The sequence below is a fragment of the Methylobacterium sp. genome, from assembly GCF_019745455.1.
Classification (GTDB): domain Bacteria; phylum Pseudomonadota; class Alphaproteobacteria; order Rhizobiales; family Beijerinckiaceae; genus Methylobacterium.
In genome coordinates this window covers 49,266-62,168 of the sequence record NZ_JAIETD010000028.1, presented here as the reverse complement: position 1 = coordinate 62,168, position 12,903 = coordinate 49,266, and the positions used below count along the sequence as shown (strand labels likewise).

Genomic DNA, 12,903 nt, shown 5'->3' with positions numbered 1-12,903 from the left:
CCGGCTCGAGGGACACAATGCGCGTCGTCGTCGATCTGAACCGCTGCCAAGCCTACGCCCAGTGCTGCTACGCCGCGCCCGAGAGTTTCGAGCTGCGCGGGGCCGAGATCCTGGTCTACGATCCCGCGCCGACACCCGAGCACAGGGGCCGGATCGAGCGCGCCGTGCAGGCCTGCCCGGTGCGGGCGATCAGCGTCGAGTTCGACGACACCATCGGCACCGCCTCGTGAGCGAGCGCATCGTCGTCGTCGGCGCCTCGCTCGCGGGCTTGCGCGGGGCCGAGGCGATCCGTCTCGCCGGCCATGCCGGGCCGCTGACCCTCGTGGGCGACGAGCCGCACGCGCCCTATGACCGCCCGTCCCTGTCGAAGCACGTCATCGCGGGCGAGTTCGGCGCGGGCGCGACGACCCTGCCGAACCTTGTGGCGCTCGATGCCGAATGGCGGCTCGGTCAAGCTGCGGTCGGCCTCGACGCGGTCAAGCGCGAGATCGTCCTCTCGGGCGGAGAGCAACTTGAATACGACAGGCTTCTGATCACCACCGGTGCCCGCGCGCGGTCCTGGCACGAGCCCTTGGAGGCTGCCCTCACTGGCGTCTTCACCTTGCGCGGCCGCGACGATGCCGAGGCCTTGAGAGGCGCCCTGGCGAGGAAGCCCGAGCGGGTGCTGATCATCGGCGGCGGCTTCATCGGCTGCGAGGCGGCCTCGGTCTGCCGCGACCTCGGCCTTGCGGTGACGATGGTCGATCCGGGCCCGGCGCCCCTCGCCCGCATCCTCGGCATCAGCGTCTCTGGATTCCTGCGCGAGCGGATGGAGCGCGCGGGCGTCGAGATCCGGCCGAACGCCAAGGTGCGCTCGCTCACCGGAGAGGCAGGGCGGGTGACCGGCGCCATCCTCGAAGACGGCGCCGAGGTCTCGGCCGAAATCATACTGGTGGCGCTCGGCGCGATCCCGAACACCGATTGGCTCGATGGATCGGGACTTGCCCGCGAGAAGGGCGCCCTCGTCTGCGACAGCCATTGCCGCGTCCGGGACGAATCCGGCTTTATCCATGCCGAGATCCGGGCGGCGGGAGACGTCGCCGCCTTCCCGCATCCGCTCTACGACGATGGCCTGACGCGGCTCGAACATTGGGGCAACGCCGTCGCGCAGGGCGCCTATGCGGGCCGCGCCCTCGTGAAGGGCGACGACGGGCCGGCATTCTCCGAGCTGCCGACCTTCTGGTCGAACCAGTTCGGCCTCACGATCAAGCTCGCCGGCCTGACGAAGGGCGCCGACAGCCTCGCCTTCGTCCAGGGCTCGCTCAAGGACGGCCGCTTCATCGCCGCTTATGGCCATGAGGGGCGGACGATCGCCGCCCTGTCCTTCGACTGTGCCCGATGGCTTCCGGCCTATGCAGCGGCGATCGAGGCCCGGGCGCCGTTCCCGCCGATCACGGGCGCGGTCGACCAGCTCACCCGCCTCGGCCCGATCGATCCGGCCTGGCCCGTCGCGCAAGGATGAGCCCCATGTCGCTTTCCACCCTGTTCGACGAGATCAAGGACCCGAAGAACCGGCCGGACCCCTACCCGCTCTACGCCCGGCTCGCCGGCCATCCGGTGGTGCGGCAGGAGGATGGGACCTATCTCGTCAGCTCGCACGCGGCGATCCGCGCCTTGCTGTTCGACCCGCGGATCAGCTCGGCCGACCTGCCGCCGGCCAAGAGCCCGCCCACCGGCAACCCGTTCAAGGATTGGATCCTCCAGCCTATCAAGGACGAGATCGTCAGCCGCCACCGTCCGCTGATCTTCCGCGATCCGCCCGATCACGATGCCTTGCGCCGTATCGTCATGACGCAGTTCACGATTTCCCGCGTCAACGCCATGAAGGCGCGTGCCGAAGCGCACCTCGGCGAATTGCTCGACAAACGATGCGGCGCCCGCGAGATCTGCGTCGTCGAGGACATCGCCTATCCGCTCCCCGTCACGATCATCTGCGAGATGCTCGGCGTGCCGCGCGAGGACGAGCCGACCTTCCAGGGCTGGGCGACGCAGCTCGCCACCGCCCTCGAACCCGATGCCCGCCACGACGAGGAGACGCAAGGACAGACCCGCGCCACCTTCGACGCGATCTCCGCCTACATGAAGGTCCTGATCAAGGAGAAGCGCCGGCATCCGCAGGACGACATGCTGAGCGGCCTTGCCGCCGGCACGGAAGCCGGTGCCATGGGCGAGTTCGACCTCATCGCGACGTCGATCCTCCTGCTGGTCGCCGGGCACGAGACCACCGTGAACCTCATCGCCAACGGCATGCTGACGCTGCTGCGCCACCCGCATGAGCTCGAGCGCCTACGGCAGGATGCCGAGCGTGCGCCGCGCCTTGTCGAGGAGATCCTGCGCTACGAGCCGCCGGTGCATTTTCGGACGCGAAAGGCGCTCGCCGACATCGCCATCGCCGGCGAGGTGATCCCGGAGGGTGCGCCGGTCGTCCTCCTCTTCGCCGCCGCGAACCGCGACCCTGCGCGCTTTGCCGAGCCTCGCCGTTTCGACCCCGACCGCCCGGACAACCAGCATTTCAGCTTCGGCGGCAGCCTGCATTACTGCCTCGGCGCGCCGCTAGCCCGGATCGAGGGCGAGATCGCCCTCGTCACCCTGGCGCGCCGGCTCATCGACCCGCGCCTCGTCGACGACCCGCCGCCCTACCGAGAGGGCGCATCCCTGCGCGGGCCGAAGACCCTGCGCCTCAGCGTCGACCGCATCGCCTGATCATCCCCGTGCAACCTTTGTGACGCATCCTTCCATTCGAAGGACGCACCATGGCTTAGCCTGAGAGGCGCCCGACCCGGAGGGCGCTTGAATGGACGAGCCCGATATTCCCTTCCTGCGGTCCCTCGACGAGGACGCGGCGCAGGCGATCCGCGACCGGCTCGTCTCGGTCTCGGTGGCCGGCGGCCAGACCCTGTTCGAGGAGGGCGACGAGGCCGACGCGCTCTACACCCTGGCGTCCGGCGCCGTCGGCATCTCGCGGCGCGACCCCCTGACCGGTGTGATCCGACATGTTGCCCGGCTCAGGCCGCCGGTGACGGTGGGCGAGATGGCGCTGCTCTCCGAGGGGCCGCGCTCGGCCACCGCCACGGCCCTGCGCGATTCGCATCTCTATCGCCTGAGCCGCGAGGCCTTCGAGGAGGTGGTCGAGCGCCATCCCTCGACCATGCTGTATTTCACCCGGCTGCTCGCCGACCGGCTGCGCCGGGCGGATTCCGCGCCCGGCGTCGACGACGTGCCGCGCACCTTCACGATGCTGCCGGTCACCGCCGGCGATTTCGCCGCCTCCGAGGCGCGGGCCTTCGCCAAGGCCCTTGGCGGGCAGGTCGGCTATCTCGATGCCTGGCCCGAGGAAGCGGACGAGACCTGGTTCCACCGCTTCGAGAGCGGCCACGACCGCGTCGTCTACCTCGCCGACGAGCCCGGCAGCGCCTGGACCCGCCTGTGCCTGCGCCGCTCCGACCACGTCCTGCTTCTGGCGCAGGCCGGCGAGCCGCCCAAACCGAGCTGCGCCGATTTCGCGGCCCGCACGCCCTCCGACTGGGTCCGCCACGACCTCGTCGTGGTCCAGGCGCCGGAGGCCGAGCTGCCGCTGCCGCCGCATCCGGTCTTCGCCGCGATCCCGGTCTCGATGCGCATCCACATCCGGCCGAGCCATGCCGGTGATCTCGGTCGGCTTGCGCGCCTCGCCAGCGGCTGCGCACGGGCCTTGGTCCTCGGCGGCGGCGGCGCCCGGGGATTTGCCCATCTCGGCGTCATCCGTGCGCTGGAGGAGGCAGGCCTGCCCATCGATGCGGTCGCGGGCACCAGCATGGGCGCGATCGTCGGCGCGAGCCTCGCCATGGGCTGGAGTCGGGAGCGCATCCTCGACCAGACGGTCGCGTCCTTCGTCGCCCGCAATCCGCTCAACGACTACACCCTGCCGGTGCTGGCGCTCACCCGCGGCGCCAAGGTCGACGAGGGCCTCGCCCGCACCTTCGCGGGCACACGGATCGAGGATCTGTGGCTGCCGTTCTTCTGCCTGTCCTCAAACCTGACCACCGGCACCGCCATGGTCCACGATCAGGGCGACCTCGTCACGGCGCTTCGCGCCAGCATCGCGATCCCGGGCCTCCTGCCGCCGGTCTGCACGCCGGACGGCATCCTCGTCGACGGCGGCATGATGAACAACCTGCCGGTCGACGTCATGGCCGCGCGCCAGCGCGGGCCGGTGCTCGGCGTCGACGTCGCCAGCGATCTCGCGTTCCAGAGCGTGCCCACCCGCTCCTGGCGCGGCCGGATGCTGCGGCAATGGCTCGGCGCGCCGCAGGAGACGCCGGGGATCGCGCAATTGCTGCTGCGGGCTGCGACCGTCTCCTCCGACGCGCAGACGGCGCTGACCTGCCGTCACGCCGCCGCCGTGCTGCGCCCGCCGCTCGCCGGGATCGACCTCAGGGCCTGGTCGGCGCACGAGACGACCGCTGCCATCGGCCACCGCCACGCGGTCGATCAGATCGCTGCCGGGACCCTGGCGCCCTGGGCGGAGGAGGGCTGACGCGACAGCACCCCGTGCACCGCGTATCCGCGGTAGAGCTGGCTGACGGCGCAATCCAATCCGCGCGTCGATGCAGCCGCGATCATTGCCTCGGGCATGGCGAGGCGCGGCGTCACCGAGAAGGCGGCGAGCCAGCGGTTGAGCATTGCCCGGAACGGAACGGGAAGCCCCTCCTGCCCGCCGAAATCGACCACGTGGAGTTCGCCGCATGGCGCGAGATGTCCGGTAGCTTCGGAGAGCACCGCCTCCCAAGGCGGGATCATCGAGAGGGCATAGGAGATCACGATCCGGTCGAATGCCGGCCTGCCGAACAAGCCCCGAGGGTCGAAATCGGTGGCGTCGGCGCAGGCGAGCCTGACGCGCCCGGACAGTCCCGCCCGGGCCACCGAGCGCGACGCGGTGTCGAGCATCGCCGCCGAGACGTCGAGGCCGTAGCAGAGGCTATGCGGGTAGGTCCGGGCGATGCGCACGAGGTTGCGCCCGGTGCCGCAGCCGATCTCCAGCACGCTGCCGCCCGCCGGCGGCGCCAGAGCATCGATGACGCGATCGCGGCCGAGGAGGTAGAACTTGCGGCTGGCATCGTAGATGTGGCGCTGGCGCCGGTACATCCGGTCCATCGCCGATGCGGCGCTGCTCATGCGGCGAGGCGGTAGAGGTGGAAACCGCCATAGATCGAGGATCGGTCGCGGGCGCACAGAGCCCGGCTCGTCGCTTCCTCGTAGGTCCAGGCGTTCAGGATCGCATCGGGCACCCGGCCGGGCAGGCAACGCTCGTCGGCGGCGGTACGGAAGATGACGCGGGCGCCGGGCCGGGCGGTGCGGGTGATCTGCGCCCAGAGCGCCATCAGGTCGGAATCGTTCATCCAGTCCTGCGCGTCGAGGAGAACGTAGGCGTCGGCGCTGGCATCGGGGCTGGCGGCGAGGAAGGCGGTCATCGATTGCTGCTGGTAGCGTACCCGAGGCCCCCGCTCGCGCACCGCCTCGAAATTCGCGGCCTGGAGGTAGGGTGGAAGCGCCGCATCGGGGGCAGGATCGTAGCCGCGCCCGAAAGCCTGCCAGGCGAAGTAGTTGTCCTTGATCGGAAATCCGCAGGCGAGGCGCTCCATCCGGTGGCGCAGAACGGCGACCATGCCGCCGGGCAGATCCTTGGCCAGGGCCCCGTATTGCGCCGGCGGGATGCCGAGGCCGTAGAGCGAGGCCGGCCGGGCGATCATCCAGCGGATCATCGCCTTCTCGAAGAGCGGCGCGATCTCGGTCTCGAAGGCCTGGCGCTGCTCGGGCATGGTCCGGGCTTTCAGAACCCGCGAGAGATCGTGGCCGTAGAGTCTCGCGATGCGGTGCCCCGCTCCGATGAAGCGCCCGAGCAGGCCGTGCCGGTAGAAGCCCTTCCCGAAGGCGCCGATCCGGCGGCGGCCGTCGAGTCCGCGCGCCTCCCAATAGGCGCGCGAGACCGGATCGAGCCGCGGCCGGATCAGGTCGTCGTAAGCGGCGATGTTGGCGGGCTCGTCGGTGCGGCCGAAGAAGCGGAAGAACGCCGCGTGGTCGGGCAGCGCCTGAAGTCCGGCGAGCTTGAGCCGCCCGAGCGCCACATGGGCGCCGTTGAGATCGACCGCGCTGATGCGGGCGGGATCGGCCGTGAGGTAGGAGAGGACGTTGCAGCTGCTCGATGCGATGGCGACGACGTGGTCCTGCGGCCCGAGGCGAAGCGCCTCCATGTCGATGAGAGGATCTTCCCAGATCTGCGGGTAGACAAGGCCGCTGAAGGCGAAGGTGAAGAGCCGTTCCGACAGCCCGGCGCGCGAGAGCGGCGCGCTGCGATGGACGGCGCTGGTCAGCCCGAGGCTGGTTTCGCGGCGGATGGCCCGGGCTGCGCGCGTCATGCGGGATCTTCGGTCGTGGGGAGGCCAAGGCCTCATCCCAGCGCCGTTACGTCATGCGCATGACTCTGCGGTGACGACCTTCCCTCACGACACCGTCGGAGAAGGCAAGATGCCTCGTTGGCCGGGCCCTACGGAGAAGACGCTTCGCGCAGCGCTGCTTCTCTCCGCAGTCGGGATCGCCAAGGCTAGGAGTATCGATCCTCAGGCCGGGCGGGGAAGCTGGCAGGCGTCGAGCGCCGACAGCGCCTTGGCCTTGGCCGAATCGTTGAAATATCCGGTGGTGCGGTAGGACTCGACCTCGCCCTTGTTCAGGGAGGCCAGCGTCTTCTCGGCGTAGCAGCCGCAGGGCCGGGCCAGCGAAGCCTCGGGCACGCTCTGGAGGCGGCCCTGCGTCACCGTGCAGGCGTAGCGCACGCGGCCGGCGAGGTTCCGGGTCGAGGCGGTCTTGAGCGCCGGGTCCGGCGAATAGCCTTCGAGGGAAGCGGTAGGGCCGGGCTTCGTCGAGTTGCAGGCGGCAACGAGAGAGACGAGGCCGGCCGCCAGGAGGAGGCGGCCGGAGCGCGGAAGGGTGGTGCGCATGGATGATATCCGGGAGCGTGATTTTAGGATCGTTCGACGAGATCCGCTTTCACGCTCGGAAGTGCCGCAGCGCAAGGGCGCTGCCGCCACACCCCGGCACCAATCGCCCTCAGCCGACGATGTCGGAATCCTGGAAGAACTGCGCGATCTCCATCGCGGCGTTCTCGGCGCTGTCCGAGCCGTGGACGGTGTTCTCGCCGACCGATTCCGAGAAGGTCTTGCGGATGGTGCCCTCGGCGGCCTGGGCCGGGTTCGTCGCGCCCATGATCTCGCGGTACTTGGCGACGGCGTTCTCGCCTTCGAGCACCTGCACGACGACCGGGCCGGAGGTCATGAACTCGACGAGCTCGCCGAAGAACGGGCGCTCCTTGTGGATCTCGTAGAACGTCTCCGCCTGCTGGCGGCTCATCTGGATGCGGCGCTGGCCGACGATGCGCAGGCCCGCCTTCTCGATCAGCGCGTTCACCGCGCCGGTGAGGTTCCGCTTGGTCGCATCGGGCTTGAGGATGGAGAAGGTACGCTCGGTGGCCATGGTCGATCCGGTTCTGGTCGGTCAGCCGAAACGGCTTCGGCGCCGGGCTTATAGCCGGCACATCCCAGGGTCTCAACCCGAGCCCGATTTCCCGCCGACCATGGCATGAACGCAACACCGCCGAAAAATCGCCTGAAACTCGCGCTTTCCTCAGGGCTCGACGACGGTCCGGCTGATCGGGCCGTTCCCCCCTTACGTCCCCAAGGAGATCCGAGCCATGCGTGTCGCTCTGACAGCCGCCCTCCTCCTCTCCGGCATCGGTGCCGCGGCCGCGGCACCCGCCCAGGACCCGTCGGGAACCTGGCTCACCGAGGATGGCCGCGCCAAGATCCGCATCGACCGTTGCGGGCCCGGTGCCGCCAATGTCTGCGGCAAGGTCGTCTGGCTGAAGGTCGCGACCACTGAGAGCGGGGCGCCTCGCACCGACATCAAGAACCCCGACCCGAAGAAGCGCACCCGTCCTGTGCTCGGACTGCCGCTGATCGAGGGGCTGAAGCCCGACGACGACAAGTTCTCGGGCGACATCTACAATGTCGAGGAAGGCAAGATCTATCAGGTCAGCCTCGCCCGCGAGAGCGGCACCGAGCTCAGCGTCTCCGGCTGCCTGCTCAAGGTCCTGTGCGGATCGCAGACCTGGACCCGGGTGCCGGACGTGAACCAGCAGGCGGCCAACGCGCCTCGCTGACTCACGCAGTGCTTCAACCGCCGGGCGACGCTTCGACTCGGCGGTTTTCCTGAGGTCGTGCCGCCGGCTTGGCACGGATTTCGCCCCGGCCTCCTCCCACTTTGACCGGGGAGAGAGACCGAATTGGCTGCCGACGCCGCACCATCCGAGGCCATCGTCTCCGACGTGCGGCTGTCGCCGACACGGGAGGCCCGCGCCTGGATCGCGCAACGGGCCGAAGCCTTCGTCATCCCGCTCTGCGCGGCGGCGCTCGGCCTCCTGCTGTTCAGCCTCTTCCTCCTGAGCCTGGGAAAGTCGCCCGCGACCTTCCTCGACCTCGTCCAGCGCGGCGGCTTCGGCTCCGCCTTCGCCCTGCAGAACAGCCTGCAACGGGCGGCTCCTATCCTTCTGGCGGCGCTCTGCGTGGCATTGCCGGCGCGGCTCGGCCTCGTGATCATCGGCGGCGAGGGCGCGATCGTGCTCGGCGGTCTCGCCGCCGCGGCGGCCGCTCTTCCGCTCGCGGGTGGTCCGTCCCTCGTCGCCGTGCCGGTCATGGCGCTCGCCGCCGCGCTCGCCGGTGCGCTCTGGATCGGGGCGGTGGGTTGGCTCAGGGCCTATCGCGGGGTCAACGAGACCATCGCCAGCCTGCTGATTTCCTACATCGCCATCGCCCTCGCGAACCACCTCATCGAGGGCCTGCTGCGCGATCCGGCCAGCCTCAACAAACCCTCGACGAAGCCGATCGACGAGGCCTTCCGGATCGGACCGATGCCGGGGCTCGACGTGCATTGGGGCCTCGGCATCGGCATCATCGCATGCCTCCTCGCCTGGGATCTGACCGAGCGCACCACCATCGGCTTCGCCGCCCGCGTCGCCGGCGGAAACGTGCGCGCGGCGCAGATCCAGGGACTGCCGGTCGGCCGGCTCGTGGTCGGCTTCACGGCGCTCGGCGGGGCCTGCGCGGCGCTGGCCGGCTTCTTCGAGGTGGCGGTGGTGCACGGCAACGCCAACGCCTCGCTGATCGCCGGCTACGGGTATACCGGCATCCTCGTCGCCTTCCTCGCCCGCCAGAACCCGCTCGCCATCATGCCGGTGGCCTTCCTGCTCGGCGGGATCGAGGCGTCGAGCGGGCTGATCCAGCGGCGGATGCACCTGCCGGACGCCACGGTGCTGGTCCTCGAAGGCCTGCTCTTCGTCGTCGTGCTGGTGAGCGAGACCTTCTACGGGCGCTTCAAGGCCTTCAACCCGCATCTGTGGTCGAATGCGCCAAAGGGAGCCGCCGCGTCATGACCGATCTCGGCCTCTGGAGCGTGCTCCTCGCGGTGATCGGCGGCGCCATCCGCGTCTCGACGCCGTTCCTGTTCGTCAGTCTCGGCGAGACCATCACCGAGCGCTCGGGCCGGATCAATCTCGGCCTCGAAGGCACCCTCGTGTTCGGGGCGATGTCGGCCTACGCCACCGCCGTCCTCACCGGCTCGCCCTGGGCCGGCGTCGCGGTGGCTGGCCTGTGCGGGGCCGGATTCGGCCTCCTGCACGGCTGGATCTGCCGGTTCCCCCGCGTCAACGACGTCGCCGTCGGAATCAGCCTGATGCTGCTGGGCTCCGGCCTCGCCTTCTTCTTTGGCAAGTCCTTCATCCAGCCCTCGGCCCCGCCGCTGCCGGCGATCCCGTTCGGGTTCTGGTCCGACCTGCCCCAGGTCCAGGCCGCGCTGCAGGTGAATGTCCTGTTCCTCGTCGGCGCGGCGCTGGCCCTGTTCCTGTGGTGGGCGTTCCGCAACACGAGGATCGGCCTCGTCGTGCGCATCGTCGGCGACAGCGCCGATGCCGCCCGCGCCATGGGCTACGACGTCGACCGGGTACGCCTGCTCTCCACCGCCGCCGGCGGCGTGCTCGCCGGCATCGGCGGCGCCTACCTGTCGCTGTATTATCCGGGTTCCTGGAACGAGGGCATCTCGTCGGGCCAGGGCCTGATGGCGGTGGCGCTCGTGGTCTTCGCCCGCTGGAACCCGCTCGCGTGCTTCGGAGCGGCGCTGCTGTTCGGCGGCGCCGGGGCGCTGGGGCCGGCCCTGCAATCGGTCGGCGTGGCCCAAGGCTACTACCTGTTCTACGCCGCTCCCTACGTCCTGACGCTGGCGCTTCTCATCGCGACCTCATCCCCCGACAGGGCGCTCGCCGGCGCGCCGGGGGAACTCGGCCAGAGCAAATAGGGACGCCACACATGAATGGACTTCTCCAATGAACGGGCTCTCCCAATGAACGGACTTGGCGGCCTCAACAAATCCGAGCACGGCGTCGTCATCGGCCTCGTCCAGCTCAAGAACCCGACCGTCGTGACGAAGGCCGATCTTGCCGCGCAGACGCAGCGCGTGGTCGACCTTGTCGCCAAGGCCCGGCGCAATCTCGGGACGATGGACCTCGTGGTCTTCCCCGAATACGCCCTGCACGACCTCTCGATGGACATGAACCCCGAGATCATGTGCCGGATGGATGGGCCGGAGGTTGCGGCCTTCCAACGGGCTTGTATCGACTACCGGATCTGGGGCTGCTTCTCCATTATGGAGTTCAACCCCGACGGAAACCCGTTCAATACCGGGATCATCATCGACGACCACGGCGCGGTGAAGCTCTATTACCGCAAGATGCACCCCTGGGTGCCGGTGGAGCCGTGGGAGCCGGGCGATATCGGCATTCCGGTGATCGAGGGGCCGCGCGGTGCCAGGCTCGCGCTCATCATCTGCCACGACGGCATGTTCCCCGAGATGGCACGGGAATGCGCCTACAAGGGCGCCGAGATCATGATCCGCACGGCGGGCTATACCGCGCCGATCCGCGAATCCTGGCGCTTCACCAACCAGTCGAACGCCTTCTGCAACCTGATGGTGACCGCCAACGTGTGCCTCTGCGGCTCGGATGGCTCGTTCGATTCCATGGGCGAAGGCATGATCGTCAATTTCGACGGCAGCGTCATCGCCCACGGCACCACCGGCCGGGTCGACGAGATCATCACGGCGGAGGTGCGGCCGGACCTCGTGCGCGAGGCGCGCCTCGGCTGGGGCGTCGAGAACAACATCTACCAATTCGGGCATCGCGGCTACACGGCCGTGAAGGGCGGCGCCCAGGATTGCCCCTACACCTACATGCACGACCTCGCCGCCGGCCGTTACCGTCTGCCCTGGGAAGATGCCGTGAAGGTCACCGACGGGACCTCCTGTGGTTTCCCGGCGCCGGAACGGGCGTTCGGCGAGGCGCAGACGCGAGAGGCTGCGGAGTAGATGCCAGGCTCACCCCTTCTTGAGGGCGGACAGCATCTCGCGGCGCAGGATCGCGTTGATCCGCGTCTGGTAGCCGCGCCCCTGCGAGCGCAGCCAGGCCAGGACGTCGGAATCGATGCGCACCGTCGTCGAGGTTTTCGTCGGCCGGTAGAAGCGCCCGCGAACCGCGTTGTCCCAGAACTCATCGGTGAGGGGCGGGATGTCGCTGTAGTCGATCGCCTCGTCCGGCATCGCGGCAAGGGCTTCGAGTTCGGCTTTCTGCTCGTCGGTCAGGGGCGGAAGGTTCGCAAGATCGAGTTCAAAACTCACGAGATTCTTCTTCATAGCGGCGTCTCTCCGTTCGGTCGGCCGGACGGGCTGAAATGATGCGGATGATCTCGGTCTCCTCTCCATCATCGTTCACCTCGCGGATGGTGTGGACGACGAGCAAGATTTTCATCCCACCCATCGATCCGATCGCCTGCCAGCGCAGCTCGCCGTCCTCGACCCGTTCGGGAGCCATGTTGACGAATGGATCGGCGAAGATGCGTGCCGCCGACTCGAAACGAATTCCAAGCTTGCGCAGCCTTTGCCGGATCCCATTCGAAGCGGATCGTCACGACAAATTCGTTACAACAAATCCGTCCCGCAAGCCAGCATCGGGAGGCAGCATGAGCGTGATCCCCTTTCCCCTCGCCGAGCCGTCTGCGAGCGGTACCTTCGTGGTGGCCGAGCCCTATCCCTGGCCTTTCGACGGCCAACTGCGGCCAGGCAATACCGCCCTCGTGATCATCGACATGCAGACCGATTTCTGCGGCAAGGGCGGCTACGTCGATTCCATGGGCTACGACCTCGCCCTCACCCGTGCGCCGATCGAGCCCATCAAGCGCCTCCTCGCGGCAGCACGGGCGGGCGGCTACCATGTCATCCACACCCGAGAGGGTCACCGGCCCGACCTCGCCGACCTGCCGGAGAACAAGCGCTGGCGCTCGCGCCGGATCGGCGCCGGCATCGGCGATCCGGGGCCGTGCGGGCGCGTTCTGGTGCGCGGCGAGCCGGGCTGGGAGATCATCCCGGAACTGGCGCCGGTCGAGGGCGAGCCGATCATCGACAAGCCCGGCAAGGGCTCGTTCTGCGCCACCGACCTCGAACTGATCCTGACACAGCGCGGCATCCGCAACCTGATCCTCACCGGGATCACCACGGATGTCTGCGTCCACACCACCATGCGCGAGGCCAACGACCGCGGCTACGAATGCGTCATCGTCTCGGACGCCTGCGCCGCCACCGACCGCGGCAACCACGAGGCCGCCCTCAAGATGGTGACGATGCAGGGCGGGGTGTTCGGCGCCGTGGCCGACACGAACGCGATCCTGGCGGCGCTGACGTGAGCGTGATCCCGCCCCCTCCCCCGCTGCCGGCCGGTGCCATCGCGGTCGAGAC

General features: G+C 69.0%; 15 protein-coding genes. 9 read left to right on the top strand and 6 right to left on the bottom strand.

Translation table 11 applies throughout. The features are described 5' to 3' along the window. Window positions 1-17: 17 nt before the first annotated feature. From K2Y56_RS05875 to K2Y56_RS05860, 4 genes are all read left to right on the top strand, one after another. The gene (locus K2Y56_RS05875) at window positions 18-230 is read left to right on the top strand and encodes a ferredoxin (protein ID WP_292506045.1); all 213 of its coding nucleotides are present in this window, start codon (window positions 18-20) and stop codon (window positions 228-230) included. Then, window positions 227-1,501: an FAD/NAD(P)-binding oxidoreductase gene (locus K2Y56_RS05870; protein WP_292506043.1), complete on the top strand. Its 1,275-nt coding sequence runs from the start codon at window positions 227-229 to the stop codon at window positions 1,499-1,501. Before K2Y56_RS05875 ends, K2Y56_RS05870 begins: the two co-directional genes overlap by 4 nt. Window positions 1,502-1,506: 5 nt before the next feature. Further along, window positions 1,507-2,742: a cytochrome P450 gene (locus K2Y56_RS05865; RefSeq protein WP_292506041.1), complete on the top strand. Its 1,236-nt coding sequence runs from the start codon at window positions 1,507-1,509 to the stop codon at window positions 2,740-2,742. A gap of 91 nt (window positions 2,743-2,833) precedes the next feature. Then, a complete protein-coding gene (locus K2Y56_RS05860) occupies window positions 2,834-4,555 on the top strand; it encodes a patatin-like phospholipase family protein (protein ID WP_292506039.1) in 1,722 nt (573 codons plus the stop codon). Here the strand turns inward: K2Y56_RS05860 and K2Y56_RS05855 are convergent. From K2Y56_RS05855 to ndk, 4 genes are all read right to left on the bottom strand, one after another. Further along, on the bottom strand, window positions 4,510-5,193 hold the full coding sequence (locus tag K2Y56_RS05855; RefSeq protein WP_292506037.1) for a class I SAM-dependent methyltransferase: 684 nt from the start codon (window positions 5,191-5,193) through the stop codon (window positions 4,510-4,512). The two genes, K2Y56_RS05860 and K2Y56_RS05855, sit on opposite strands and share 46 nt — an antisense overlap. Next, window positions 5,190-6,434, bottom strand: coding sequence for a DUF3419 family protein (locus K2Y56_RS05850; protein ID WP_292506036.1), 1,245 nt, complete (start codon window positions 6,432-6,434; stop codon window positions 5,190-5,192). Before K2Y56_RS05850 ends, K2Y56_RS05855 begins: the two co-directional genes overlap by 4 nt. 201 nt (window positions 6,435-6,635) lie before the next feature. Continuing rightward, window positions 6,636-7,013 (bottom strand): hypothetical protein, encoded by a 378-nt coding sequence (locus tag K2Y56_RS05845; protein WP_292506033.1) that lies wholly within the window; start codon window positions 7,011-7,013, stop codon window positions 6,636-6,638. A gap of 109 nt (window positions 7,014-7,122) precedes the next feature. Next, window positions 7,123-7,545 carry a nucleoside-diphosphate kinase gene (gene ndk, locus K2Y56_RS05840; protein WP_292506031.1) on the bottom strand — a complete coding sequence of 141 codons (423 nt, stop codon included), beginning with the start codon at window positions 7,543-7,545 and terminating at the stop codon, window positions 7,123-7,125. A gap of 217 nt (window positions 7,546-7,762) precedes the next feature. On the opposite strand from ndk, the gene K2Y56_RS05835 reads away from it, so the two are divergent. From K2Y56_RS05835 to K2Y56_RS05820, 4 genes are all read left to right on the top strand, one after another. Next, window positions 7,763-8,230 (top strand): DUF2147 domain-containing protein, encoded by a 468-nt coding sequence (locus K2Y56_RS05835; RefSeq protein ID WP_292506029.1) that lies wholly within the window; start codon window positions 7,763-7,765, stop codon window positions 8,228-8,230. Between the two features lie 153 nt (window positions 8,231-8,383). Continuing rightward, window positions 8,384-9,499, top strand: coding sequence for an ABC transporter permease (locus K2Y56_RS05830; protein ID WP_292506330.1), 1,116 nt, complete (start codon window positions 8,384-8,386; stop codon window positions 9,497-9,499). Next, window positions 9,496-10,416, top strand: a complete 921-nt coding sequence (locus K2Y56_RS05825; protein ID WP_292506027.1) for an ABC transporter permease — start codon at window positions 9,496-9,498, stop codon at window positions 10,414-10,416. The genes K2Y56_RS05830 and K2Y56_RS05825 overlap by 4 nt, the downstream gene beginning before the upstream one ends. Window positions 10,417-10,461: 45 nt before the next feature. Then, complete coding sequence (locus K2Y56_RS05820) at window positions 10,462-11,481, top strand: formamidase (RefSeq protein WP_292506329.1); 1,020 nt, start codon at window positions 10,462-10,464, stop codon at window positions 11,479-11,481. 9 nt (window positions 11,482-11,490) lie between these two features. On the opposite strand, the gene K2Y56_RS05815 is transcribed toward K2Y56_RS05820, so the two are convergent. Together K2Y56_RS05815 and K2Y56_RS05810 are read right to left on the bottom strand one after the other, a co-directional pair. After that, a complete protein-coding gene (locus K2Y56_RS05815; protein WP_292506025.1) occupies window positions 11,491-11,805 on the bottom strand; it encodes a BrnA antitoxin family protein in 315 nt (104 codons plus the stop codon). Beyond that, on the bottom strand, window positions 11,780-12,007 hold the full coding sequence (locus K2Y56_RS05810; RefSeq protein ID WP_292506328.1) for a BrnT family toxin: 228 nt from the start codon (window positions 12,005-12,007) through the stop codon (window positions 11,780-11,782). Before K2Y56_RS05810 ends, K2Y56_RS05815 begins: the two co-directional genes overlap by 26 nt. 124 nt (window positions 12,008-12,131) lie before the next feature. Here K2Y56_RS05810 and K2Y56_RS05805 point away from each other — a divergent pair, with 124 nt between their 5' ends. After that, a complete protein-coding gene (locus K2Y56_RS05805; RefSeq protein WP_292506024.1) occupies window positions 12,132-12,851 on the top strand; it encodes an isochorismatase family cysteine hydrolase in 720 nt (239 codons plus the stop codon). Window positions 12,852-12,903 lie beyond the last annotated feature (52 nt).

Bases quoted from the DNA above. Each gene is read 5' to 3' on its own strand.
- K2Y56_RS05865 (WP_292506041.1), top strand. From the start codon at position 1,507: ATGTCGCTTTCCACCCTGTTCGACGAGATCAAGGACCCGAAGAACCGG.
- K2Y56_RS05825 (WP_292506027.1), top strand. From the start codon at position 9,496: ATGACCGATCTCGGCCTCTGGAGCGTGCTCCTCGCGGTGATCGGCGGC.
- K2Y56_RS05860 (WP_292506039.1), top strand. From the start codon at position 2,834: ATGGACGAGCCCGATATTCCCTTCCTGCGGTCCCTCGACGAGGACGCG.
- K2Y56_RS05855 (WP_292506037.1), bottom strand. From the start codon at position 5,193: ATGAGCAGCGCCGCATCGGCGATGGACCGGATGTACCGGCGCCAGCGC.
- K2Y56_RS05820 (WP_292506329.1), top strand. From the start codon at position 10,462: ATGAACGGACTTGGCGGCCTCAACAAATCCGAGCACGGCGTCGTCATC.
- K2Y56_RS05875 (WP_292506045.1), top strand. From the start codon at position 18: ATGCGCGTCGTCGTCGATCTGAACCGCTGCCAAGCCTACGCCCAGTGC.
- K2Y56_RS05805 (WP_292506024.1), top strand. From the start codon at position 12,132: ATGAGCGTGATCCCCTTTCCCCTCGCCGAGCCGTCTGCGAGCGGTACC.
- ndk (WP_292506031.1), bottom strand. From the start codon at position 7,545: ATGGCCACCGAGCGTACCTTCTCCATCCTCAAGCCCGATGCGACCAAG.
- K2Y56_RS05835 (WP_292506029.1), top strand. From the start codon at position 7,763: ATGCGTGTCGCTCTGACAGCCGCCCTCCTCCTCTCCGGCATCGGTGCC.
- K2Y56_RS05845 (WP_292506033.1), bottom strand. From the start codon at position 7,013: ATGCGCACCACCCTTCCGCGCTCCGGCCGCCTCCTCCTGGCGGCCGGC.
- K2Y56_RS05850 (WP_292506036.1), bottom strand. From the start codon at position 6,434: ATGACGCGCGCAGCCCGGGCCATCCGCCGCGAAACCAGCCTCGGGCTG.
- K2Y56_RS05815 (WP_292506025.1), bottom strand. From the start codon at position 11,805: ATGAAGAAGAATCTCGTGAGTTTTGAACTCGATCTTGCGAACCTTCCG.